This window comes from Paenibacillus sp. FSL K6-1096 (genome assembly GCF_037977055.1).
Classification (GTDB): domain Bacteria; phylum Bacillota; class Bacilli; order Paenibacillales; family Paenibacillaceae; genus Paenibacillus_AQ.
In genome coordinates this window covers 3,272,350-3,295,613 of record NZ_CP150274.1, presented here as the reverse complement: position 1 = coordinate 3,295,613, position 23,264 = coordinate 3,272,350, and the positions used below count along the sequence as shown (strand labels likewise).

At 55.3% G+C, this 23,264-nt stretch carries 20 protein-coding genes and 1 pseudogene; 14 read left to right on the top strand and 7 right to left on the bottom strand.

Annotation, left to right across the window (positions count from 1 at the left end; all coding sequences use genetic code 11):
• Positions 1 to 123: 123 nt before the first annotated feature.
• The 4 genes and pseudogenes from MHI24_RS14600 to MHI24_RS14585 all read right to left on the bottom strand — a co-directional run bounded on the left by MHI24_RS14600 (position 124) and on the right by MHI24_RS14585 (position 4,202).
• Positions 124 to 1,518, bottom strand: a complete 1,395-nt coding sequence (locus tag MHI24_RS14600) for a helix-turn-helix transcriptional regulator (RefSeq protein WP_340026313.1) — start codon at positions 1,516 to 1,518, stop codon at positions 124 to 126.
• Between the two features lie 213 nt (positions 1,519 to 1,731).
• Positions 1,732 to 2,556 carry a class I SAM-dependent methyltransferase gene (locus tag MHI24_RS14595; RefSeq protein ID WP_340026312.1) on the bottom strand — a complete coding sequence of 275 codons (825 nt, stop codon included), beginning with the start codon at positions 2,554 to 2,556 and terminating at the stop codon, positions 1,732 to 1,734.
• 86 nt (positions 2,557 to 2,642) lie between these two features.
• Positions 2,643 to 3,494 carry a 1,4-dihydroxy-6-naphthoate synthase gene (locus MHI24_RS14590; RefSeq protein WP_340026311.1) on the bottom strand — a complete coding sequence of 284 codons (852 nt, stop codon included), beginning with the start codon at positions 3,492 to 3,494 and terminating at the stop codon, positions 2,643 to 2,645.
• A pseudogene (locus tag MHI24_RS14585) lies at positions 3,494 to 4,202 on the bottom strand (futalosine hydrolase). The gene MHI24_RS14590 and the pseudogene MHI24_RS14585 overlap by 1 nt, the downstream one beginning before the upstream one ends.
• A gap of 296 nt (positions 4,203 to 4,498) precedes the next feature.
• Here MHI24_RS14585 and MHI24_RS14580 point away from each other — a divergent pair.
• The 13 genes from MHI24_RS14580 to mprF all read left to right on the top strand — a co-directional run bounded on the left by MHI24_RS14580 (position 4,499) and on the right by mprF (position 17,662).
• A complete protein-coding gene (locus MHI24_RS14580) occupies positions 4,499 to 5,188 on the top strand; it encodes a response regulator transcription factor (protein WP_340026310.1) in 690 nt (229 codons plus the stop codon).
• A gap of 225 nt (positions 5,189 to 5,413) precedes the next feature.
• Positions 5,414 to 6,352, top strand: a complete 939-nt coding sequence (locus tag MHI24_RS14575; protein ID WP_340026309.1) for an ATP-binding cassette domain-containing protein — start codon at positions 5,414 to 5,416, stop codon at positions 6,350 to 6,352.
• Positions 6,336 to 7,043, top strand: coding sequence for an ABC transporter permease (locus tag MHI24_RS14570; protein ID WP_340026308.1), 708 nt, complete (start codon positions 6,336 to 6,338; stop codon positions 7,041 to 7,043). Before MHI24_RS14575 ends, MHI24_RS14570 begins: the two co-directional genes overlap by 17 nt.
• A 13-nt stretch (positions 7,044 to 7,056) precedes the next feature.
• Positions 7,057 to 7,803, top strand: coding sequence for an ABC transporter permease (locus MHI24_RS14565; protein WP_340026307.1), 747 nt, complete (start codon positions 7,057 to 7,059; stop codon positions 7,801 to 7,803).
• Between the two features lie 24 nt (positions 7,804 to 7,827).
• Positions 7,828 to 8,712 carry a HAMP domain-containing sensor histidine kinase gene (locus tag MHI24_RS14560; RefSeq protein WP_340026306.1) on the top strand — a complete coding sequence of 295 codons (885 nt, stop codon included), beginning with the start codon at positions 7,828 to 7,830 and terminating at the stop codon, positions 8,710 to 8,712.
• Positions 8,713 to 8,745: 33 nt separating this feature from the next.
• Positions 8,746 to 9,468: a LytTR family DNA-binding domain-containing protein gene (locus tag MHI24_RS14555; protein WP_340026305.1), complete on the top strand. Its 723-nt coding sequence runs from the start codon at positions 8,746 to 8,748 to the stop codon at positions 9,466 to 9,468.
• Positions 9,469 to 9,608: 140 nt separating this feature from the next.
• Positions 9,609 to 10,082 (top strand): MarR family transcriptional regulator, encoded by a 474-nt coding sequence (locus MHI24_RS14550; protein ID WP_340026304.1) that lies wholly within the window; start codon positions 9,609 to 9,611, stop codon positions 10,080 to 10,082.
• 157 nt (positions 10,083 to 10,239) lie between these two features.
• Positions 10,240 to 10,641, top strand: a complete 402-nt coding sequence (locus tag MHI24_RS14545; protein ID WP_340026303.1) for a DoxX family protein — start codon at positions 10,240 to 10,242, stop codon at positions 10,639 to 10,641.
• 40 nt (positions 10,642 to 10,681) lie between these two features.
• Complete coding sequence (locus MHI24_RS14540) at positions 10,682 to 11,632, top strand: ring-cleaving dioxygenase (protein WP_340026302.1); 951 nt, start codon at positions 10,682 to 10,684, stop codon at positions 11,630 to 11,632.
• Complete coding sequence (locus MHI24_RS14535) at positions 11,629 to 12,246, top strand: alpha/beta hydrolase (RefSeq protein WP_340026301.1); 618 nt, start codon at positions 11,629 to 11,631, stop codon at positions 12,244 to 12,246. Before MHI24_RS14540 ends, MHI24_RS14535 begins: the two co-directional genes overlap by 4 nt.
• A 461-nt stretch (positions 12,247 to 12,707) precedes the next feature.
• Positions 12,708 to 13,937, top strand: a complete 1,230-nt coding sequence (locus MHI24_RS14530; protein WP_340026300.1) for a multidrug effflux MFS transporter — start codon at positions 12,708 to 12,710, stop codon at positions 13,935 to 13,937.
• Complete coding sequence (locus tag MHI24_RS14525; protein ID WP_340026299.1) at positions 13,934 to 14,800, top strand: DMT family transporter; 867 nt, start codon at positions 13,934 to 13,936, stop codon at positions 14,798 to 14,800. Before MHI24_RS14530 ends, MHI24_RS14525 begins: the two co-directional genes overlap by 4 nt.
• A 180-nt stretch (positions 14,801 to 14,980) precedes the next feature.
• Positions 14,981 to 17,662: a bifunctional lysylphosphatidylglycerol flippase/synthetase MprF gene (mprF, locus tag MHI24_RS14520; RefSeq protein ID WP_340026298.1), complete on the top strand. Its 2,682-nt coding sequence runs from the start codon at positions 14,981 to 14,983 to the stop codon at positions 17,660 to 17,662.
• Positions 17,663 to 17,839: 177 nt separating this feature from the next.
• On the opposite strand, the gene MHI24_RS14515 is transcribed toward mprF, so the two are convergent.
• Positions 17,840 to 19,510, bottom strand: a complete 1,671-nt coding sequence (locus MHI24_RS14515) for an ATP-binding cassette domain-containing protein (protein WP_340026297.1) — start codon at positions 19,508 to 19,510, stop codon at positions 17,840 to 17,842.
• Positions 19,507 to 20,319, bottom strand: coding sequence for an ATP-binding cassette domain-containing protein (locus MHI24_RS14510; protein WP_340026296.1), 813 nt, complete (start codon positions 20,317 to 20,319; stop codon positions 19,507 to 19,509). The genes MHI24_RS14515 and MHI24_RS14510 overlap by 4 nt, the downstream gene beginning before the upstream one ends.
• A gap of 123 nt (positions 20,320 to 20,442) precedes the next feature.
• Here MHI24_RS14510 and MHI24_RS14505 point away from each other — a divergent pair, with 123 nt between their 5' ends.
• The gene (locus MHI24_RS14505) at positions 20,443 to 21,054 is read left to right on the top strand and encodes a biotin transporter BioY (RefSeq protein ID WP_340026295.1); all 612 of its coding nucleotides are present in this window, start codon (positions 20,443 to 20,445) and stop codon (positions 21,052 to 21,054) included.
• 627 nt (positions 21,055 to 21,681) lie between these two features.
• Here MHI24_RS14505 and MHI24_RS14500 read toward each other — a convergent pair.
• Positions 21,682 to 23,172 carry an alpha-amylase gene (locus tag MHI24_RS14500; RefSeq protein WP_340026294.1) on the bottom strand — a complete coding sequence of 497 codons (1,491 nt, stop codon included), beginning with the start codon at positions 23,170 to 23,172 and terminating at the stop codon, positions 21,682 to 21,684.
• Positions 23,173 to 23,264 lie beyond the last annotated feature (92 nt).

The window sequence follows — 23,264 nt, the reverse complement described above, 5'->3', positions numbered from 1 at the left end:
GTTAAGGGCGAAAGGGTCATTTAACTTCCAATACCATGAGACATGGTTTGAAGTGAGTATTGTGTATTACTGCTTGCTATAATCTCAAAAGCTCCTGCGGTGGAACTAATTACTGCGGCCAAACTACACAGAACTAGAAGCTTGAAAAGTCTTTTTCTCATTAGATTTGTGCACCTCTCTGATTAGAAGTTTGTATCTCTCGATTTCGTCATCTCCTGCTATATACCTGAATTGCTCAAACAGATCGACACAGGTGATGACTACACTCTCGTTGTTAATTTTAGCAGAGGATTCCAAACATTGCAGGATAAAAGTAATCCCTTCAGTTCTATTACTATGCAGATAATAGGCAGCTAATTCAGCAAGAAACCGGGTATGTTTATCAACCATCACCTGCTGGTTGTACTCACCGAATTCGGATGTATAAGTTCTGTAAGGAATATGGTCAGAGAACCTCTCCAGAATGGGGTCAATATTCCATCCGTACCGATTCGCTGATTTTACAATATTGTACATCGCCGTGAAAATCTCGTCCGGCTTGGTGGAGATATATTCGACATAATCAGCCAGAACCTCGAATTGTCCATCAAGTAATCGGTATAAATAGATATTGGCAGTACCCCACTCCCTAAACTGGGCTATAATTCTCTTCGCTTCATCATCCTTTTCTTGTATCCAGTTGACTTCGGTATATTGAGGTACATGTTCAATTGCAGCCTTATAGTCTCCGTACTCCATACAGACACTGGAGAGGAAGAGATGAGAACGTAGAATATATACATATAGCGGGCTTCGCGGATTTCTTTCATGCTCTTCTTTTCGTTTCGACCGGTGGTGTAAATTGTAACGGAGAGTCGCTAAAAGGAGCAGCTTCTCGGCAAGCTCGTTCACCTTGGCCCACTTTTGCAGGGAGTAATAGACATCGAGCAGGTCCTTCAATCCATCCAGCTGGTCAGCCTCATTCAGGCGGTCGATGTAACATTCGAACAGGATGGCCTCCCGCAGATTCACGCTCTGATCGTCACCCAGCCCAATCTTGAACAGGCGGTACTGGCAGATGGCCAGCCGCTCGGAGTTCTGATACTTCTCACTGAGACTCACATTCTTATACAGCAGTCCCGCTGCTTGCCAGAGTCCCTGCTCAAATAACCCCTCAGCAACCTCAAACAGCATGGGGGCATAGACCAGATTATCCAGCAGACTCTGAACGACCTGCTCCACGCAGTCAAGCCGGCCAAGCGCTGCAGAACGTTCAATGAACGGCCGCAGACGCCGCCAGGTAGGGGGAGAACGGTGAAAGCACTCGTCCACATATAAGCTGTAGAAGTAATCCTCCGGCAGGTTCATTCCACGGGTGATCCGCTCCAGATGATCCATGGCAATCGGCTGCTGGTCTTTGATTACACGGCTGAGTGTGCCGGAATTGATTCCTGAAGCTATGGCGAACTGATTAATGGACAGACCTTGTTCAGACAAATAAGCGGTTATTTGATCGCGAATCGTGGTTGCAGACTTCATAGAATCACCACCTGACCGTTTTCCAGTAAATACATTATTGCTTCATTGATGTAATAATATGTGATAATATTCCAATGGTCAATAGAATGGATTAGTAGATACGGTGAACAAGCGGAGGGGAAGACTGTAAGAATGCCGGGAGCAGAGCGCATTTGGGGCTAAAAAAGACCCCGGCAGCCCCTAAGAGGGAGCCAGGGTGTATTTTAAAAAGAGTTACTTCACTCCAACCCGCATCCGGTAGCTGATGGGCACCTGCAAGGTGCGGCCCTGGAAGAACGCCTCGACCTCTGCCGAGAATAAGGCAATGTCCTGCGTAAGGGCACCCGGGCTGAGCTTCAGGAGTGACTGCATGCCGCCCTGGCTGAGAGCCAGACCGATATAACGCTCAGCATCGCACGACTCGAAGTTATGGAACACAATTTCTCTGGCATAGGTGAACCGTCCGCTGGCCTGGATGCGGCCCAGATGTCCTTCCTTGTCCCACTTGCGGGCCTGGTCGGCAGCAGGCTGAAGCTCGGTTAGCCGGGCGTCTGAAGCGGCAATCATCCGGTTATACCGGGCTTCGATGGAAGGCTCCAGCACCAAGGGCCAGTCGCAGTCATAGGCGGCGAACACTCCGCCGGGCCGCAGGCAGCGGGCAATCTCCTGAAGCGTGCTGGCCGGGTCCATCCAGTGGAACGACTGCGAGCAGGTGATAATGTCCACACTCTCCGGATCGAAGGGCAACTGATTCGAATAACCGGGGACAAAGGTCAGATTATCTGCTCCGCCGCCGAGAAGACGCAGCTTCTCCTGCGCCTTGCCCAGCATATCGGGATTAGGCTCTACGCCGGTGACGGCATCGGCAGCGTCCTTCCAGAGAAAGGTGGACAGGCCGGTGCCGCAGCCAATATCAGCAACGCGGGAAGGACGGCGGCCCAGGTAATTGCTGAGCAATGTGATAACCAGCTGCGGTGCTTCAGGCCGGTACCGGTCATATTCATCCTGGTATCCCAGGAACCGGTCGATGTTCGCCTTGCTGTTGTCTGAAGGAATCATAAGAACAGCCTCCTATGCGAGAGAGTGGAATTTCAGCTTGAACACCGGGGAGGTCAACACCCGGCTACCCGGACACCGTATTCTTTCTAACGCAGCTGCACCGGGTCAACGGCGGGAACGAGTCCCTCCGCAGCGGCTCGGGTCAGCAGTGCAGAGATAGCCGCATAGCCATCCTCGCCCAGGTTCATCGTGAACCCGTTGACATAGAGGTCAATATGCGACTTGGCGACTTCCGGCGAGAGCTCCTGGGCATGACTCAGCACGTACTCCTGACAGTCCAGCGGGTGATCCCACGCATACTGGAGCGAGCTGCGAATCCAGCCGCTGATGGCTTCATGGTCCAGATCGCGGCGGGCAATAATTGCTCCGAGCGGGATCGGCAGACCGGTGTCGCTCTCCCACCAGCTTCCCAGGTCAGTCAGCAGGTTGAGATTATAGGACGGATAGGTGAAGCGGGCTTCATGGATGACAAGTCCGGCATCGATTTTCCCCTGTTGTACAGCGGGCATGATCTCGTCAAAAGGAAGGACGACGATTTCGGCCGGTCCGCCCGGCACCTGCTGCGCCGCCCAGAGGCGGAAGAGCAGATAGGCGGTGGAGCGTTCGCTTGGCACAGCAATACGGCGGCCGGACAGCTCACGCGGGTGCTTGATCGCACCGGGGCCTTTGCGGGTCAGCACCAGCGGGCCGCAGCCCCGTCCCAGCGCACCGCCGCAGGGCAGCAGCTTGTACTTGTCCAGCACCCAGGGCAGGGCGGCGTAGGAGATTTTGAGCACCTCAGGTCCTGCGCCGTCTGCTGCCAGCCCGTTCGTAATATCAATATCGGCAAAAGTCACATCCAGCTTGGGTGCGCCGGGAATCAGGTCATGCGCCCAGGCATGAAAGACAAAGGTATCGTTCGGACAAGGGGAATAAGCAATATGAAGCTCTTGTGTCATTACAGCACCTCCCGTAAAATAGCCGCCGCCGCTGCCAGAGCGTCCAGCGCTTCATTGATCTTCCACGCAGCCCGGTCGCGCGGGCCGACCGGGTTCGAGATCGCGCGCACCTCCAGCGCCGCGATCCCCAGCGCCTGGGCGGCCACGGCAACCCCGTGGCCTTCCATCGCCTCCGCCGCCGCCTCCGGGTGGCGTGCGGCCAGAGCCGCGGCCGTCCCGGCGGTGCCGGTCGCGGTAGACACGGTAAGCACAGTGCCTGTGCTTACCGTAAGGCCGGCCGCTGCCAGCGCGGCCACAAGAGCCTGCACCGCGGCGCCCGGGGCAGGCACGGACACGCTGCCGAAGCCAAGCTCGGCAGCGCTGCGGAAGCCCTCCGGCGTCTCAGCGCCGAGGGCCGCGTCCCGCATCTCGCTGGCGACGACCAGCGAGCCTACGGGCGCGCGTCCCGCGAAGCCGCCGCCGATCCCGGCGCTGACGGCGCAGCCGTAGGAGCCGGCTGCCAGGGCAGCGGCGGTACCCGCCGCTGCCGCAGCGGTGCCGGCCACCCGCCGCGATAACATCGAAGCGGCGGCTGCCAGCCAGGCCGCGCAGCACCGCGTCGCGCTCAGCTGCGACGGCGGTGACGATCAGCACGCGCGGCGCGGGGGGTTTTTCCGCCGCAGCTCTGTGCGCGGCGGCCCCGGAATGATGATGATCCTTCGATTCCATAATCAGCCTCCTTCTATCTATAGAAAAAAGTTTTATTCCTCCATTTCATACTCACCTTTTGAAAGTGTACGCCGTTTTGGAGGGCAGGTCAAATGCGCAATAGGGTTATGGGAAGCTTAGAATAAGGACCACATTAAGATGATCGCAAGGTAATGTTAATCATCGTTTTTTCGAGAATAAGTGCTAGAATAAAGGATAAAAGGAAAAAATATACCCGGAAGAATCTGTGAGTCAGGCAGAATAGCTGAGATGCAGCGTATGGTGATTAGGAAAGCGATATATAAGGATGTGGTTAGTTGGAGCATATACTTATTGTTGAGGATGAGAAAGAGATAAACAGTCTGCTCCGCCAGTTTTTGACGGAACACGGGTATTTGACTACTTCAGCTTATAATGGGTTGGAGGCTTTGCAGCTCATTCAAAAAGACTGTTATGATCTAGTCCTCCTAGACCTGATGCTGCCCTATAAGAGCGGAGATCAGCTGCTTAATGAATTGCGGCAATATTCTGCCGTTCCGGTAATCATAATCTCAGCCAAGGATACGATACAGGCCAAGATTGAGCTTCTGCGGATCGGGGCGGATGACTACATCACCAAACCGTTTGATCTTGATGAGACCCTCGCACGAATAGAAAGCAATGTAAGGCGCAATCGAATGAACCGGGATTCTGAAGGCCCCCGGATTTTAACCTATCAGGATATTCAACTTAATGAGCTGAATCATATTGTGGAGGTTGCGGGGCATGAGCTTGCGCTTACGGCCAAAGAATACGGCATTCTTGAACTGCTTATGAGACATCCAGAGAAAATATACTCTAAATCCAATTTGTTTCAGAGTATCTGGAATGAAGAGTACATGAGTGAAGACAACACGCTGAATGTTCATATCAGCAATATACGCAATAAGCTGAAGGCAGTAAGTCCGGATAAACATTACATAGAAACGGTTTGGGGAATAGGCTACCGCTTGTATAAACTTGACTAGTCCCAGATCAGATAAATTAAGATATCATAGGTTCACCTAGTAGATACCGTTTGCTCATGGCGCAAGCGGCTCTTCCTGTTGTGTACAAAGAACGTTAGGGTCATAACTTTACGAATTCTTTAAAAGTGACTCGGGCAGAATTAAGAATTTCTTTAAGGTTACCGCTTAATATTGTCAGTAAGGTTATGCAATTCAGCTTAACTGTAGATAAGGAGCGTGGCAGATATGAGTGACATCATCCTTATGACCAAAAATCTCACCAAGAAATATAATCATACTTTGGCCTTGGATAATATTAATCTAACCATTGAACGGGGGAAGATCTATGGCTTCATCGGGCAGAACGGGGCGGGAAAAACAACGCTGATCCGTCTTATTGTAGGGTTGTCCTTTCCCACGAGCGGTGAGCTGTACCTGTTCGGAAAGACAGGGAAGCAGGCCTTGCAGGAACAGCGCAAACGGATCGGCTGCATGGTTGAAACGCCTGCCTTGTACCCTAACATGACTGCTGTACAGAACCTGGAGGTGCAACGGCTTCAGCGGGGGATACCCGATCCGCAGATCATCAGGGAAACACTGAAGCTGGTGGGTCTGGAGGATCATCTCACTGGCAGAAAGACGGTGCGTAACTTTTCGCTCGGAATGCGCCAGCGGCTGGGTATTGCGATTGCTTTGCTGCATGATCCCGAGCTGCTGATTCTAGATGAACCTATTAACGGGCTTGACCCGATGGGCATCGCTGAAATGCGGATCTTGCTGAAACGCTTGAATGAGGAACGCGGGACAACGATATTGATATCCAGCCATATTCTCAACGAGCTGTATCAGACAGTGTCGCAATACATCCTTATTAATCAAGGTGTTCTGATTGAGGAGTTAACGCAGAGTCAGTTAAATGAGAAATGCAAACGCCATATTGCCCTTCAGACGAATCATGTCGAGAATGCCCTGCATGCTCTGGAGAGCCGGATGAATATCAAAGATTATCAGGTTATGCCTGATGGCACCATTAAGCTATATGATCACTTAGATGACATGGAGGGGATTTCGGCCACCCTAATGAAAGAAGGTGTGCTGATCACAGGAATGACAATCGCCGGGGATACGCTGGAAGGGTACTTTCTTGAGCGTATTGGAGGAGAGAAGCATGTATTGTCTCATTAAGGCAGAGCTGTATAAGCTGGTGCATGACAAGAGTTTTTTCATCCTGTCTGCCCTGTCTGTAATGCTTGGCAGCTTCCTTATGCTGGATCAGGGGCAGCTCAAGGGATATGACAGTGTATCGGCAGCCTTGTATAACGCACCTATATTAATGCTGCTCACTTGTGTATTTGGAACACTCTACCTGGGTAAGGACTTCGCAGACCACACGCTGTACCACATGATTAGCGCAGGACATTCACGTAATCATGTGTTCTTTAGCAAAGCAATTGTATTTATAGTGGGGTCAAACGTTATCCTGCTATTGCAGCCCATCCTTTGCATTGCATATAACACCGGAATTCACGGATGGGGTGGTCATTCTTTCGGGTCTGATTTTGGCAGAGTAACTGCCCTATTCCTTACAACAGCAATACTAAACGCAGCTATGTGCGGAATTTCGCTGCTGACGGCCTTTATCTGTAGAGACATCGGTAGAACCCTATCGATTCCAGCACTGGTTTATTTTCTGAACATCTTCCTGCTTAATGGTCCGAACGCACAGGCTATTGCACGCTTTATTCCATTGGGGCAGCTGAGGTTATTACTTGAGGACTCTTCATCGGCTGGTGCAGCGCTGCTGGTCGGAATCATTTTTTTGATGTGTTTCTGCCTGGCGGCAGTTAGAATCTTCAATCAGTCAGAATTATATTAAAGGGGGGGAAGCCATGAATAATCTTATACAAATGGAATGGTACCGCATGAAATACAACCGGCTTTTTATCGGCAGTGCCCTGCTTAGTATCCTTTACGGGCTTCTTGCCAGCAAGAGCTATATTGCCGATCTGACAACACACAAGGATGCTATAGGAATATTTTATGCAATGGTTTACGATTCAACGGTCTGGCTGGTGTTATTCTCTGCTATCGTGGCTTTGCTGATGGGCCAGGACTTTTCGAACCGCACGATTCATCTGGAGGTCGCAGCGGGCCATTCGAGATTGGAAATATTCTTCAGTAAATGTTTTATCTACTTAACTGTATTCAACCTGTTGATGCTGCTGGGGCCGGTAGTGGGGAGCATAAGAATGTCCTTTCAATTGGGCTGGGGGAGCTCGTGGAATCATGATATTTTGTATATCCTCAGAGTAATTCTGTTTTCGGTGCTGCTCAATAGTGCAGTATTCTCAGTCTGTATCTTTATGGCTTTTTTATTCAAGGACTCAGCCAGAACAGTGTCTGTATCGATGGTTGTTCTTTTTATCAGTGCAATGTGTATTGCCTATGCCGGGCCGCTGGGCTGGTATGAAGTGGTGCCGTGGCTGCGGTTCCTGCCCATGAATCAGATCAGAGTCTCCTTAGCCTACTCGCTCTCTACGGTTCAGGTGTCGGAGATCATACTTTCAGGAGGGCTATTTCTGCTGCTGTTCATCGTACTTTCATTTCAACGGTTCAATACTTCTGAACTTAAATAAGAGTGAAAAGAGGCGCTGCAATCAATGATATATATTACTGCTCTGCTCTCGGTAATACTTGGAGCACTTATGTTCCGCCTCTTTTCACTGAAAAGGCAAATTCGCAATATAACAAGACAGTTGGTTGAATTGTCTTCGGGAACGGTTGACAAGAAACTGAATATTTCTTTGATCGATAAGGATTTGAATTCACTTACTGCAGAGATCAATAAGAATCTGACGAAGCAGCGTGAGCTCCGCATTCAGATGATACGCAGCGGCAATCACTTGAAAGAGTCCATAGCCAACATCTCACATGATCTGCGCACACCCTTAACCTCAATGATTGGCTACCTTCAGTTGCTGAGCAAAGGGGCAGTTCATCCGGAGCAGCGTGAGCAAATAGGAATAGTCTTCCGCAAAGCTGCCCATCTGCAGATGTTGATCAAATTATTCTATGAACTGGCTGTACTGGATTCCGAAGAGATTCAGCCGAACCTCAAAAATGTAAATTACTCGAATGTAATTATGGATAGCGTGGTGGAGAGCGCTGCTATGTTCGAGGAACGGAACCTGCATCCTGAAATTATCCTCCCGGAAGATACCGTATTTGTCTGGGCTGATGAGGATATGCTGCGGCGTATTTTGCAGAACCTGCTGGATAACGCAGCTAAGTATGCCACAGGTGATATCAAGATTACCCTGATGCAGGGCAGCACAACAGAATTAATCATAACCAATAGGATCTCGAGCCCGAATGAAGTGAATCTGGAAAGGCTGTTCGACCGCTTCTATACATCGGATCTATCACGAAGTGCAGGGAGCACCGGACTGGGATTGTCCATTGTCAAAATCCTGATTGATAAGCTAGGCGGATCGATCAATGCTGAATTGCTGGAAGATCACCTGAAGATCACAATTAGGTTGTGAATCGCATAGTAAACATGTATGGAGATGACCTGAATGCTGAAGATAGGAGTATGTGAGGACGAACTCCATGTCCTTAATCAAATTAGCGGTTACATTCAAGAAGCATTGAACAACCAAATCGAATACAGCATTAAGGAATATGTTTTTGGCACGACTATATTAAAGGACAGGGAAGTTTTTGATCTGTTAATTCTGGATCTGGATATGTCGGGCATTAACGGCTACGAGTTGGCACGGGAAATCCGTAAGCTGGATACAGAGGTGAAAATCGTATTTATATCTAACTATTCGATAAATAAAGATTATGCGTTCTCCGTTCATGCTTTTGGTTATCTGGTAAAGCCGGTCAATCGCGATATCCTTTTCTCATTGCTTGTAGATACAGTTCGGTATACTCCTCCTCACAAGAAAGAGGTGCAGCAGGTTAAATTTTTGTTCAAAGAAGGTGTGAGATCTCTTCAAAGCCAGGAAATACTATACTTTGAATACATGAACCGTGATATATATTTACAGACCACAAAAGGTAAGCAGTACATAATCCATAAAGAAAAGATATCTAATATTTCAAAAAAGATGAGCCTGTATGATTTTGTAGTTCCACACAAGAGCTTTGTTATCAATCTAAACCATGTCAGTTATGTGAAAGGCTATAATATCTATATTTCAAATGGAGATATCCTTCCGTTATCGCAGAGTAACTCTACATTGTTTAGAAATAAGCTGAATATATTTCTTCAGAAGCAAATCAGTGAGTAGAAAGGATCTCCTGTCTAAAATAATCCTTGAAAATTAAATCACCTCTTACGCTTGACAGATTGTTCCCAGTAGCGTATATTTATCTTAACTTAAAGATAATTAAGTTGAAGATAAACATACACGGATAGGAGGTGCCCCACATGAGCAGCAAGAATAAGACAGCAGCTACAGCGGCTGACGGACAGACGGAGCTGGATCAGGCGGCATCGCTGAAGCTGTTCGTTGTCCTGTCGAAGGCGTACAAGAGTCTGATGGATCTGGCTGTGAAGGATATGAAGAAGCACGGGCTGGCTTCTGCAGAGTTCATGGTGCTGGAGGTTCTGTACCATAGAACACGGATTCCGCTGCAGCAGATCGGCGAGAAGATTCTGGTTACCAGCGGCAGCATCACCTACAATATCGACAAGCTGGAGAAGCGCGGACTGCTGAGGCGCGTTCCCTGCGAGGACGACCGCCGTGTGACATATGCCGAGATTACGGAGGCGGGGCGTGAGCTGTTTGATGATATTTTTCCGCAGCATGTTGATTTCATACACAGTCTGATGGGCGGACTGGACAGCGAGGAGAAGGCTCAGGCGATGCTGCTGCTGAAGAAGCTGGGCAAAGGCGTGTAGAAGCGGTATACAGATAAGCTGCAAATTCTGCCAGGTTATGTGTGCTTTGTCCATATGCTAAGGCCCTTTATTATAGATAGAGCAGTAGTGCAAATTTTTTTTAATCAATATCTTAATGTTAAGATAATCAAAATTCAGAGAATGGAGTGTTTTTAAAATGGTTAGTGTAGGTTTATTGTTGATGAGATTGGTGATAGGTGTTGCGTTTATCGGGCATGGCGCGCAGAAGCTGTTCGGCTGGTTCGGCGGCTACGGGCCTAAGGGAACGGGCGGCTGGATGGAGTCGATTGGCATTAAGCCCGGTGTGCGCATGGCGGTGCTGGCCGGTCTGATGGAACTGGTGGGCGGGCTGCTGTTCACTCTTGGCCTGCTGACTCCGGTGGCTGCGGTGCTGATTGCTGCAACGATGCTCGGCGCGATTGCTAAGGTCCATGCCCCTAACGGCTTCTGGTCCACAGCGAACGGAATCGAATTCCCGCTGATCGTGCTGGTGGTTGCAGTGGGTGTAGCACTGACGGGCCCGGGTGCGGTTTCGCTGGATGCTCTTTTCTTCAACTAATAATGAATAGCTCCACACCAACTATCAGGAGGGTATACTCATGACTATGCATACTGCCGGGATTCATCATATTACTGCTTTTGTTCAGGACGCCCAGCGTAACGCTGATTTCTATGCCGGTGTTCTAGGTCTGCGCCTGGTCAAAAAAACCATCAACTTCGACGCCCCCGAGGTCTACCACCTCTACTTCGGCAATGAGCAGGGCGCACCGGGCACCATTATCACCTTCTTCCCCTGGGCCCACGGACGTAAGGGCAGAATCGGCGGCGGACAGGTGGGAGTGACCACCTATGCTGTACCGTCCGGCTCCCTGGGATTCTGGGAAAAGCGGCTGGCCGCTTATCAGATTCCAGTGACCTCTGTCAGCCGGATCGGTGAATCTTACCTCTCATTCGCGGATTATGACGGCTTGCGGATCGAACTGGTGGAGCGTGAAGCAGGTGCGCTGAGCACCTGGTCCTTCGCTGGAGTGCCTGTAGAGCACGCCATCAAAGGCTTCGGGGGAGCTGTGCTCTACAGCTCAGCCCCTGACCGGACCGCAGATACCCTCTCCCGTACGCTGGGGATGGAGCGGATTGCTGAGGGGGACGGCTATATCCGGTATAGAGCGACTGGAGACATCGGCAATATTATTGATCTGAAAGCATCTCCGGTTCCGCAGGGGGGCGGCGGTACAGGAACGGTTCACCATATTGCTTGGCGCGCCAAGGATGACAGCGAGCAGCTCGAATGGGGCCGCCGCGTACAGAGTCATGGTTACCGGCCGACGCCGGTGCAGGACCGCCAGTACTTCAATGCCATCTACTTCCGGGAAGAAGGCGGCATCCTGTTCGAGATTGCGACTGATCCTCCAGGCTTCGCCCGGGATGAAGCGCCGGAGGCGCTTGGACAGAAGCTGATGCTCCCGCCATGGTTCGAGCCGCAGCGTGAGGCGATTGAAGCGAACTTGAGCCCGTTTGAAATCCGCGAGAATGGAGTGAAGCAAGGATGATTCATGTATTCCAGCAAGGTACTGATGCAACTCAGCCGACACTAATATTATTCCACGGCACAGGCGGCAACGAGCGTGACCTGCTGCCGCTGGCCGAGCTGCTGGCTCCCGGCGCTTCCGTGCTGGGTATCCGCGGCAACGTGCTGGAGAACGGGATGCCCCGCTTCTTCCGGCGGCTGGCGGAGGGGATCTTCGACGAGGAGGATCTGATCTTCCGCACCCATGAGGTGAAGCAGTTCCTGGATGAGGCGGCGGCAAAATACGGCTTCGATGCCGGCAACTTAGTGGCAGTCGGCTATTCCAACGGCGCGAACATTGCGGGCAGCCTGCTGTTCCACTACGGGAACATCTTCCGGGCGGCGGTGCTGCTGCATCCGATGGTTCCGCTGCGCGGCCTGACGCTTCCTTCACTTGAAGGGGTCCCGGTCTTCATCGGGGCAGGCACGAACGATCCGATTATCCCCACTCCCGAGACCAAGGAGCTGGAAGCTCTGCTCAGCGGAGCCGGAGCCGAGGTTACCTCCCACTGGGGCAATCACGGACACCGCCTGAGCGCGGCCGAAGCAGAGGCGGCCAGAGATTGGCTGGCTGCTCTGACGGATTCTGCGAAGTAACAACAGCATCTCGGAACAACCGCCTGCGGGCCTGCCGATCACAGAGGATTGGCGGGTACGGCAGGCGGTTGTTTGTTGTTCAAATTATGCGCCCAATACGTTCCTCCCGGGCAGCAATATTGCACTATTTGCAGCAATTTTCTAAATTTGTTGCTCGCTATGGGACATTGTTGCATCTTTTGCAGGAATTCCGGCGCTTGGGGGCTGGTTAGGGCTGAGAATGTTGCAATACGTGCAGGATTTCCGCGCAGAGGGCTTCTCATGAGCAACATTGTTGCATTTTCTGCAGGATATGCGCACAGGTCGCCCTCACCCGCAGCCCCTCTGCCGCGCCAAACCAGAAATTCATTGAACAATCCGGCGGTCATCGGGTAGTATGGAGAAATATATTAACGGACCTGAACATAAATGGCTCTGCCGTCTTACTGAAGGTTACCGGCAAGAAAGGAAGTATCCTGTTCATGATGAAGCACAATTCGGTGACAAGCCTGGCCGAGGGCGGGCCATCCAGAAGCCAGCGGCTGCAGCTTGCAGTCATTCTGGGGGCGATTGCCACCATCGGCCCGCTGTCGATTGATATGTATTTGCCGGCCTTGCCTGAGCTTAGCACTTATTTCGGCACCAGCCCGGCGATGGTTCAGCTTAGCTTAACCTTCTTCCTGTTGGGGCTGGCTTCAGGCCAGCTGGTGGCCGGCCCGCTTAGCGATGTGCACGGACGCCGCACCCCGCTGCTGATCGGCATGATTATCTATGCCGTATCCTCGCTGTTATGCGCATTCAGCCCGTCGATCGGCCTGCTGGTGGTCCTGCGGTTCATCCAGGGGCTGGCCGGCTCCGTAGGTGTCGTGATCTCCCGCGCGGCGGTCCGCGATATGTACAGCGGCTCAGAGCTGACGCGGTTCTTCTCGCTGCTGATGATAGTCAACGGGCTGGGCCCGATCGTCGCTCCGGTCCTCGGCGGGCAGCTGCTGCGGGTGACGGACTGGCAAGGTGTGTTTATCGTCCTGTTCGTCTGCGGCCTGCTCTTCGCGGCGGTTATTCTGCTGCGCCTGCCGGAGACGCTGCCCAAAGATAAGCGAATCCAAAGCGGGCTAACCGGGACGCTGCGCACCTTCCGCACCCTGCTCGGCAATGCCCGGTTCATGGGCTATGCGCTCTCCCAGGGCTTTGTTACCGCAGGGATGTTCGCTTATATCTCGGGATCTTCTTTTGTCCTGCAGATTATCTACGGGGTATCCCCGCAAATGTATAGCCTGATCTTCGCGGTGAATGGTCTCGGCATTATCCTGACGGGACAGGTGGCCGGACGGCTCTCGGCAAGAGTAGGCGAGCGCAAGCTGCTGATCTGCGGCCTTCTGCTCAGCACCGCAGGCGGCATCCTGCTGCTGGTTACCCTCCTGGCCGGAGGCGGGCTGCCGCTGATTCTGCCTTGTCTGTTCGCCGTGGTCGCAAGTGTAGGTCTGGTGGGCACCACCAGCTTCTCGCTGGCGATGCAGGACCAGGGCGAGACCGCAGGCAGCGCCTCTGCGCTGCTGGGCCTGCTTCCTCTGCTGCTCGGAAGCTGCGCAGCACCGCTGGTCGGACTTGGCGGCAGCGGCTCAGCCATGCCGATGGCGCTGGTTATCGCCGGAGCCGGTCTCCTGTCTGTGCTGTCCTATGTGCTGCTCTGCCGAGGGGAGTCCCGGCCATGAGCCGCAAGGACTTCGGTGTGCTGCTGCTGCTGGCCTGTACCTGGGGCGCCTCCTTTCTGTTCATGCGGATCGCCTCACCTGAACTCGGTCCGGTCTTCACGACAGAGCTGCGTGTTACTATTGCCGGGGCCGCTCTGGTGCTCTATGCGCTGCTGACCCGGCGCAGGCTGGGTATCCTGAAGCACTGGAAGCCGTTCCTGCTGCTGGGCGGAATCAATGCGGCGCTGCCGTTCACGCTGATCTGTATGGCTGAGCTGCACTTAAGCGCCTCGCTGGCGGCGATTCTCAATGCCACGACTCCAATGTTCGCGGCGCTGGCCGCCTGGGGGACCCGGAAGGAGAAGCCGGGAGCGGCCAAATCAGCCGGACTGGTTATGGGCCTGGCTGGTGTAGTGGTGCTGGTCGGCTGGAGCCCGCTTCCGCTGACAGGCACCGTTCTGTTATCTGTAGGCTATTCGCTCGGTGCTGCGCTCTGTTATGCGTTCGGAGGGCTGTACGCTTCGCGTGTAGGCTCAGGCCTCTCACCGCTTGCGCTCGCGGCCGGGCAACAGCTGGGAGCAAGCGTGGTGCTGCTGCCGCTGGCCGTGCTTTTTGCCCCCGATCATCTGCCATCCTCTGCCGCCGTGTATTCCGTACTCGGCCTGTCGCTGCTCTGCACCTCGGTAGCTTATCTGCTCTATTTCCGGCTCATCGCCAGCATCGGTCCGGTCAAGACGGTCAGCGTCACCTTTCTCGTACCTGTCTTCGGTCTGATGTGGGGCGTGCTGTTCCTGCACGAGCAAGTCTACGCCAACACCATTGCCGGACTGGTCATCATTCTGCTGAGCGTCATGCTGGTGAACCGGAGGACACGGAAGGACTAGCAGAGCGGCCTGATCCTTAAATTTTTTTTGCAGGGATATACATACGGATGACTGTCTAACTCTATAGAACATGTGACCATTATATGGGCCTTCCCCGGACGATCTTGTTATAATGGTGAGGTGTAATGCGGAATACGGCTTATGCAATAAGCGTGTTCGGCAGTGAGGACAGGTGAATTCATGCATAATGTGATCAAAAATAAACTTCAACGCTTCAAGCTCGTCCGCCTGCTGATCTCCATTTACCGGATTAAGGCGGTGCGGGCGCTTTTTCCGCTGCTGATTATCGGGCTGGTGTACTGGGAAGGGCAGCATGAGCTGAAGCAGATTCATATGGGCAAAATCATCCATGATCTGAAGTCCGTCCCCGTGCCGGCCATTGCGCAGATGCTGGGGATTTCGCTGCTCTCGGTGGCGGTGATGAGTGCTTACGATTATCTGATCCGCAGGCATTTCCGCCTGCAGACAGGCCTCTGGCGGACGTTCCGGTATGCCTGGATTGCGAATACGTTCAACAATATGATCGGCTTTGCCGGACTCGCCGGGGCGGGCCTGCGGACGCTGCTCTACAAAAGAAGCCATGTGCCCGCAGCCGTGCTGGCGCCGGCTATTGTTTTCCTGTCGCCGCTGATGATTACGGGGCTCTCGCTGCTCGCCTGGGGCACGCTCACCGGGCTGCTGCCGGCGGCTCCGCTGCTTGGGGCGCATCACTGGCTGATCTTCGCAGTCTGGGGGATGGCGCTGTATCTGCCGGGGTTCGTGCTGCTGCAGCGCTCCTCGCTCTTCGCCAAATGGATCAACCGGGGCGAGGGAAGAACCGCCTGGCTGACTGTGGGCGCATCGGTGGGAGCGTCTCTGCTGGAGTGGGTGTTCGCCGGTCTGACCTTCTGGGTGATTGCCGCCAAGCTGCTCGGGGAGGCTCCGCTGCTTATTATTTTCAGCATCTATGTCGTTGCGGCCATCGCCGGCATTCTGAGCATGGCTCCCGGCGGTATCGGGGCCTTCGACCTCATTGCGCTGCTGGGGCTGACCCAGCTTGGCTTCAAAACTGACCATGCCATGGCGGTGCTGGTCATCTACAGATTGTTCTATTACATCATCCCCTGGCTGCTCGGGCTGGTGCTGGCCGCGCTGGAGTTCGGATTGCCGGGCACGAAGGGGGCTGAGCGCAGCGGGGACAGCATGGAAGCACCGCTGACGCTCTGGCAGAAAATATGGGGCTGGCCCGGCCAGTATACCTTTCTGAGTGATCTGGGTGTGTGGGCGCTTGGTAAGCTGGTGCTGGCCAGCGGTCTGCTCTTGCTGCTGTCCGCAGCTACACCCGAGCTGCTCTACCGGCTGAAGGTGACGGAGGAGCTGCTGTCCCTGCCCGTGATGCAGATCTCGCATCATCTGTCGGTGCTGATCGGCTTCATGCTGATTCTGCTGTCGCGGGGCATCTCTCTGCGGGTGCACCGGGCGTATGTGTGGACGAGCGTGCTGCTTTTTGGCGGGGCGGTGTTTGCGTTCACGAAGGGGTTTGACTATGAGGAGGCGCTGTTCCTGCTGCTGGTCGCCCTGATCCTCTGGATCTCCCGCACCCGGTTCTACCGCATCAGCGTTCCGCTCAGCATGAGAAGCACGCTATGGTGGCTTGCTCTGACCTCGGTGATTGCCCTCTGCTATTATTGGCTGGGCAGCTATACCCACCACGGCTTCCTGAAGCATCTCCCGGCGGGCGTCCAGGCGGAATGGCTGCGGAGGTACGGCAATGCGGCGGTTACGGCGGTCGGAGGGCTGATCTTCTCCTGGCTGCTGCTGACGATGATGGTCGCGCTGAGGCCGCAGCGCAAGGCGGACGCCATCCTGGGGGATCAGGATATGGCCCGGCTGGAGCGCTTCCTCTCTGAAGGCTGGGGCAATGCGCTGAGCCATATGCTGTTCCTGGGCGACAAAAGCTTCTTCTGGGCGCAGGAAGGCAAGGTGCTGTTCGCCTTCTCCAGAGTCCGCGACAAGCTGGTGGTGCTCGGCGACCCGCTGGGCCCTGCGGGCCTGTTCAACAACGCGATCAGCGAGTTCAGGCAGGCGGCTGATCTGTACGGCCTCTCTGTGGTGTTCTATCAGGCGACGCCGGCCCAGCTTCCGGTGTATCATGAGCAGGGCTACCGGTTCTTCAAGCTGGGGGAGGAGGCGCTTGTGCCGCTGGAGAGCTTCACGACCAGCGGGCCGCGAAGCGGCAGCCTGCGCAGTGTAAGGAACCGGTTTGAACGGGAAGGGTATGTGTTTGAGATTACCGCCCCGCAGCACTCTGCTGAACTGCTGCAGGAGCTGCGCCTGGTGTCGGAGGAATGGCTGGCCGGACGGATGGAGAAAGGCTATTCGCTGGGCTGGTTCAGCGAGCCGTACCTGCAGCTTGCCCCGGTGGCGCTGCTGCGTTCACCGGAGGGCAGTCTGCTGGCTTTTGCCTCGCTGGCTCCGGGATATGACGGTCAGAAGACGGTCTCCATTGACCTGATGCGCCACCGTAAGGATACGCCAAACGGTACGATGGATTACCTGTTCCTGAAGCTGCTGGAGTGGTCGAAGTCACGCGGCTACAGCCGGTTCAATCTGGGCCATGCCCCGCTGTCCAGTGTCGGGCGCAATCCCGGGGCGCTGCGGGAGGAGAAGCTGGCCCGGCTCGTCTTCGAGCGCGGCGGCCACTGGTACGGCTTCTCCGGCCTGCGGCGCTACAAGGAGAAGTTCAGTCCGGTCTGGGAGCCGCGGTATCTGGCGTATCCCGCTTCCGTCACCCTTCCGCTGCTGACCCTGGATCTGGTGCGGCTGGTCTCACGGCGGGCGGAGGAGACGCTGGCGGATCAGGGCGGGAACACTGCGACATAGCAGGAAGCGGGAATGCAAGGTGAGTTCTTTTTAAGAAATCCTGCAAAAATGAAGACGGCTGCAGACCTTAGAATAGGACAATGCAGCCGTCTCTTCATGTCTATGGCTAGTGATTCGGGGGAGGAGCCAGGCCGGGTTGTTGGGGGAGCTGCCGGATAAGTTCTGCTTTGGCTGTCGTCAGTTTATCCGGGCCACCCACCACAACAAGGCCGCAACCGTCACGATGCAGAGGGCAGCCGCTGTATCACGCCTGCTCCAGGATAGCTGGTAGACCGGCGTCCGCTGCCGGGCGGGATCATACCCCCGTGATTCCACGGCGGTTGCCAGCTCATCGCCCATGCCCAGCACAAGGATCAGCAGGGGAACGATCATCAGCACAATCTGCCTGGGCGACCAGCGTCCGAGTCCGCGGGAGCGCTGCCCGCGTGAACGCAGGGCGAGCTGAAGCTGGGCCAGCTTGCCGAGAATCCACGGCACAAACTGCAGGGTTACCGAGACGGCCAGCGACCAGTTGCGGGTACGGATGCCCAAGGCGCGCAGCGGGGCAATCGCCCATTCCAGCCCCTCCCGCAGGGGTGCGCCGGTTGTGGTCTCGGTGAACAGGAAGCCGAGGGCAAGCAGCAGCAGGAAGCGCAGCACGCTGATTCCGCCGCGCACCGTTCCTTCATTACTGAACCCGACCGGCCCGATGGCGAAGTCGGGGGAGCTGCTCCAGCTTAAGGCGGACAGCAGCCACAGGAACAGGAACATCACGATGAACGGCCGGAAGAAGCGTACGGCTCTGCGCCGGGAGAGATGCGCCGATAGGGCCAGCCCGACCAGCAGACCTGCGGTAAGCAGCAGCGGAAGCAGAGAATCCGCCGCGAGCAGGACCAGCGAGCCGAGCAGCATTCCCAGCCATTTGACCCTGGGGTCCAGATGCTGCCAGCCGGCCCGTGCCCGGGGCTGTTCCGGCTTCGGGCAAGGGCCGGGCGGACTGTCTGCCCCGGCTCCGGCCATGGCGGCTGCGGTGCCGGGGCTTGCGGGCGAGCTGTCAGCCTCCTGCGGCGGCAGGGGCAGCGGGTGCTGCGCAAGCTCAGCCAGCAGCTCCTCCAGGCTGTGCGGCACGGCTTCGAGCAGGCCGCGTTCCACCGCTCTTCGCCCTATGGAGGCATACGCGGGCGGGGTCAGGCCGGCGTCCTCCAGCAGGCCGGGATCAGCGGTCAGCCTGGATGCAGGCCCGTCATAATGGATGGTGCCCTGCTTCATCACGATGACCTTGTCGGCAGCCGGCAGGAAGCTGTCCAGGTCATGGGTGCCGACAATGAGCGTCAGGCCTCTTCCGCGCAGCTCCTGCACCAGATCCAGCAGCGCCTGTGCCGCCTGCGGGTCCAGCCCGGCCGTCGGCTCATCGAGAATCAGCAGACCCGGCTGAACGGCCAGGGCACCGGCAATGCAGACCCGGCGCTTCTCGCCTCCGCTCAGCAGAAAGGGCGAGCGGGAGGCGAATTCATCATAAGCCAGCCCGGTCTGCTTCAGCACATCTGCGATGATCTCCGGCCGCTGCGCCTTGGGTACACCGCGCTCAGCCAAGCCATATTCGATGTCCTTATGCACCGTGCCTGCGAACAGCTGGGTCTCCGGCTGCTGGAAGACCATCGATAAGGCCTGCTTCCCGGCATCATAGCGAATCTGCCCGGCTGAAGGCTCTGCTAATCCCGCCAGCAGGCGGAGCAGCGTGGACTTGCCGCTCCCGTTCACACCGCAGAGGACGGTCAGCGTCCCCGGACGGATATCCAGGGAGACATCCTGTATCGCCTGCCCGCCGTCCCCGTACCGGAAGGAGAGCTGCTCTGCCCGGATGCTCATAGCAGCGCCTCCAGCTCCCGGCCGGTCAGCGGCAGCAGGTGCAGCGGCCAGCCCTGCTGCTGCAGCAGCCTGCCGACCCGGACGGCCGGAGCGGGAACCCAGCCGAGTGCATCCGGCAGCCCGGAAGCATAGAACAGGCTGCGCGGGCTCCCGTCATAGAGCAGCTGCCCTCCGCCCAGCACGGCGATGCGCGGACTCTCTGCCAGCTCCTCCATCCGCTGGGTTACCCAGAGGATGGTTGTCCCCGCCTGCCACAGTCCCCGGGCCAGCTCCAGGATGTCCTGTCTTCCCGCCGGGTCAAGCATGGAGGTGGCTTCATCGAAGATCATCACCTTGGCTTCCAGCGCCAGGCAGCAGCCTACGGCCAGCCGCTGGCGTTCTCCGCCGGACAGGGTGGAGACATCCGCTTCGGCTTTATGGGCCAGTCCGACCTGCTCCAGGATCTCGCCGATTCGCACAAGCATCCGGTCCCGGCTGAGTCCTCTGTTTTCCAGACCGAAGGCGATATCCTCAAGCGGGGTAGAGCCGACTGTCTGTGCTTCAGGATTCTGAAACACCAGTTGAACGTGTTGCTTCACCTCCGTGCGGCTGCGGGGCAGGCGCAGATCAAGCCCGGCCACGGACAGGCTGCCGCCGGAGGGGAGGCTCAGTCCGTTGAAGGTGCGGATGAGCGAGGTTTTGCCGCAGCCGTTGGCTCCGGTGAGCGCCACCCATTCTCCCGCCCCGATATGAATAGTAATCCCTTGCAGTACTGTACGGCTGTGCTGGCCCTCCTGTACGGACAAGGTTAGATTGTGCGCCCTGATCATCCTCATGCCTGCTTTCCATCAAGCTTATAGTCAACAATTGCTACCCATTATAACAAACATTCCAGGATTGATGTATCCGAGGGGGGATGGTATAGTGATCCTAAAAAAAGGGGGGCTTCGTCCATGAAGAAATGGACCACCCGCGGCCTGATCTTCAGCGCGTTATTTGCGGCAGTTATGATCGCCCTGAGCTATCTCAAAATCTCGCTGCCTTTCTCCACGGTTCCCATTACGATGCAGACCCTCGCGGTTATGCTCGCCGGTTCTATACTGGGTGCCCGTTACGGTGCGCTCGCTGTGCTGATCGTCATCGGACTGGCCGCTGCCGGATTCCAGGTCATGGGCGGAAGCGGCGGACTTGCGGTGTTGACAGGGCCTACTGCAGGTTATATTTTCTCCTGGCCGTTCGTGGCCTGGCTGATCGGCTTCTTCGCTGAACGTATTAAGCAGGACAGATATACCTTCGTGAAGCTGCTGGCCGTCAACTTTATCTGCGGTGCGCTGCTCGTCTATCCCGCAGGTGTAGCTTGGCTGGCATATTCCACAGGTATGGATTCATTTGCCAAGGCCTTAACGGCCGGTATGTGGCCGTTCATCCCGGGTGACCTGCTCAAAGCAGTATTATGCTCGGCCGTTGTGACCGCAGTCTGGAGAGTGTACCCGATTGAACGCATTCTGAACAGCAGCAACACCGGCACCTGGGCGGACGGGGACCAGCCGACGATAAGCCGGTAATTGAGCGGTGGATGGCCGGCCGGGGATATGGACAGATATATGGGGACAACTTGTCCGTTTGCCATTTGACTGTATCCCCATGGTTAGCGTCATAATCTGTCACCTGTACTCCTGATTCAAGCAACCGGAATAGGCGCTGCTTAGCCACTGCGGCTAAGCAGCGCCTTATTTGCGTTGTTCAACTAACCGGGTTTGAAAAAATTAGCTTTGCGGCGGATGTATTGTGGGTAATATGTGCATAAGTCTGGGGATAAATCCCTCTCATCAGTCCGATAGTGACAGGAAAGCGGGACGAATGCTGCTGAGACTGACCCATTTCTTATGTCTATCGCAAGTAAAGTTAAAGTAAGAGGTTTCCGCTTGTGGAAAAGTAATATTAGTGTTGTGGATAAGACACGGGATTTGTGTATAAATTGTGGATAAAGTGTGGACGGTTGCGGATAATGCTCCAATGGGAATTTCTTGATTCAGTTATTAGTTGGTGATAAGTTAGTTTGGAGATAATCAGGAGCACAAGTGAACCTGATTCTGCCGCAAGTGGCTATGAGGCGGAAATCAGAAGCACAAATGCACCAAAAAGCGGGCAATGCAGCCGCTGTCCCGCTGCATTGCCCGCTCCCCGGCAGATTAGTTCTCCTCTGCCGCACAGGCGTCCGCCGGCTTCGGCTCCGGCAGCGCCCAGACAGAGACGCTCCCGCCGTTCACGGGGAACACGGCCCAGCCGTCTTCCCCAATGGTGACGGTCTCCCCGCGGTTGCGGGTGAAGTCCTCCCACACCTCGCCGCCGCGCTGTTCACCGACGAACATGCGCTTCTCGCCGTTGTCCCCGTTCGAGATCACCACGGCGCAGCCGGAGCCTTCGATCTCCGGCACGCCGCGGCGCACCCAGCCGATGGTATTGGGATGGTCGAAGTAATCGTCCTGATCCCCGTAGGCTTTGGTGTACCGGGCGCAGAGCAGCGGGTCAATGGCCTGCTTCTTGCCCTCCATCGGGGCAGGGCCGCCGATGCCGTAATAATCCCCGTAGAAGACCACGGGGTAGCCGTCGCGCCGCAGCAGAATCAGAGCGTAGGCACTCTGCTTGAACCAGTCGCCGACCCAGGATTCCAGCGCCTCATGCGGCTGGGAATCATGATTGTCCACGAAGGTGACGGCATTGGCCGGATGGGTCTGGACCAGCGTATCGTCCAGAATATGCCTTAAGTCGAAATCCCGGCCGGCCAGCGCAGCGGAGTAGAACTTATAATGCAGCGAGACATCGAACAGATCGATCTGGTAATCGACGGTGTTCAGGAATTCGCGGCAGGCCTCCAGGTTGGAGTTCCAGAATTCGCCGACAATGTAGAAGTCCTCGCCGCGTTTCTTTTTCATCTCCATGGCAAATTCCTTGATGAACTCATGGTTGATGTGCTTGATCGCATCCAGACGGTACCCGCTGCATTGCAGCGTATCGACCAGCCATTTGCCCCAGTTCAGCATCTCCTGCTTCACTTCATCGTTAAGATAATCGATGTTGGCGAACATCAGGTAGTCGTAATTGCCGAATTCATCATCCACATTCTGATTCCAGCTCCGGTTCGTCCCGTCAATGCGGAACACGCCGGTGCGGCCCTCCCGGGCATCGAAATCGGTACCGTTGAAGTGGGTATGGTTCCATTTGAAGCTGGAGTACTCATTCCCCCGTCCCGGAAAATCAAACTTCGTCCATCCCTCAATCTCAAACGGCTGGGAAATATCCTTGTTGCGGTCGTTAGGGTCAACCTCAATCACCTCGAAGACCTCGGTCTCATCGGCTCCGGCCTTATGGTTCATCACCAGGTCCACGTAGACGGCAATGCCGTTCTTCAGGCACTCGGCAATGGCGTCCACCAGCTCCTGCTTGGTCCCGTATTTCGTCCGCACGGCGCCTTTTTGATCGAATTCACCCAGGTCGTAGAGGTCGTAGACCCCGTATCCGGTATCCTCCGGGGAGACCGCTTTGGTCACCGGGGGAACCCACACGGCATCAATGCCCGCCGCCTTCAGCTCCGGGGCCATCTGGGCAAGGCGCTTCCAGTGCTCTCCATCCGCCGCAACATGCCATTCAAAAAACTGCATCATGGTATGGTTTCTCTTCATACGCTTGTGGCCTCCTTTACATTGATGTGACGACTTCAAGTGGGCAACAGATCTATATATCTATGCCTACAGCAGGGTGTGAAAGTAATATA

Bases quoted from the DNA above. Each gene is read 5' to 3' on its own strand.
- MHI24_RS14600 (WP_340026313.1), bottom strand. From the start codon at position 1,518: ATGAAGTCTGCAACCACGATTCGCGATCAAATAACCGCTTATTTGTCT.
- MHI24_RS14595 (WP_340026312.1), bottom strand. From the start codon at position 2,556: ATGATTCCTTCAGACAACAGCAAGGCGAACATCGACCGGTTCCTGGGA.
- MHI24_RS14590 (WP_340026311.1), bottom strand. From the start codon at position 3,494: ATGACACAAGAGCTTCATATTGCTTATTCCCCTTGTCCGAACGATACC.
- MHI24_RS14575 (WP_340026309.1), top strand. From the start codon at position 5,414: ATGAGTGACATCATCCTTATGACCAAAAATCTCACCAAGAAATATAAT.
- MHI24_RS14570 (WP_340026308.1), top strand. From the start codon at position 6,336: ATGTATTGTCTCATTAAGGCAGAGCTGTATAAGCTGGTGCATGACAAG.
- MHI24_RS14565 (WP_340026307.1), top strand. From the start codon at position 7,057: ATGAATAATCTTATACAAATGGAATGGTACCGCATGAAATACAACCGG.
- MHI24_RS14560 (WP_340026306.1), top strand. From the start codon at position 7,828: ATGATATATATTACTGCTCTGCTCTCGGTAATACTTGGAGCACTTATG.
- MHI24_RS14555 (WP_340026305.1), top strand. From the start codon at position 8,746: ATGCTGAAGATAGGAGTATGTGAGGACGAACTCCATGTCCTTAATCAA.
- MHI24_RS14550 (WP_340026304.1), top strand. From the start codon at position 9,609: ATGAGCAGCAAGAATAAGACAGCAGCTACAGCGGCTGACGGACAGACG.
- MHI24_RS14545 (WP_340026303.1), top strand. From the start codon at position 10,240: ATGGTTAGTGTAGGTTTATTGTTGATGAGATTGGTGATAGGTGTTGCG.
- MHI24_RS14540 (WP_340026302.1), top strand. From the start codon at position 10,682: ATGACTATGCATACTGCCGGGATTCATCATATTACTGCTTTTGTTCAG.
- MHI24_RS14535 (WP_340026301.1), top strand. From the start codon at position 11,629: ATGATTCATGTATTCCAGCAAGGTACTGATGCAACTCAGCCGACACTA.
- MHI24_RS14530 (WP_340026300.1), top strand. From the start codon at position 12,708: ATGATGAAGCACAATTCGGTGACAAGCCTGGCCGAGGGCGGGCCATCC.
- MHI24_RS14525 (WP_340026299.1), top strand. From the start codon at position 13,934: ATGAGCCGCAAGGACTTCGGTGTGCTGCTGCTGCTGGCCTGTACCTGG.
- mprF (WP_340026298.1), top strand. From the start codon at position 14,981: ATGCATAATGTGATCAAAAATAAACTTCAACGCTTCAAGCTCGTCCGC.
- MHI24_RS14515 (WP_340026297.1), bottom strand. From the start codon at position 19,510: ATGAGCATCCGGGCAGAGCAGCTCTCCTTCCGGTACGGGGACGGCGGG.
- MHI24_RS14510 (WP_340026296.1), bottom strand. From the start codon at position 20,319: ATGATCAGGGCGCACAATCTAACCTTGTCCGTACAGGAGGGCCAGCAC.
- MHI24_RS14505 (WP_340026295.1), top strand. From the start codon at position 20,443: ATGAAGAAATGGACCACCCGCGGCCTGATCTTCAGCGCGTTATTTGCG.
- MHI24_RS14500 (WP_340026294.1), bottom strand. From the start codon at position 23,172: ATGAAGAGAAACCATACCATGATGCAGTTTTTTGAATGGCATGTTGCG.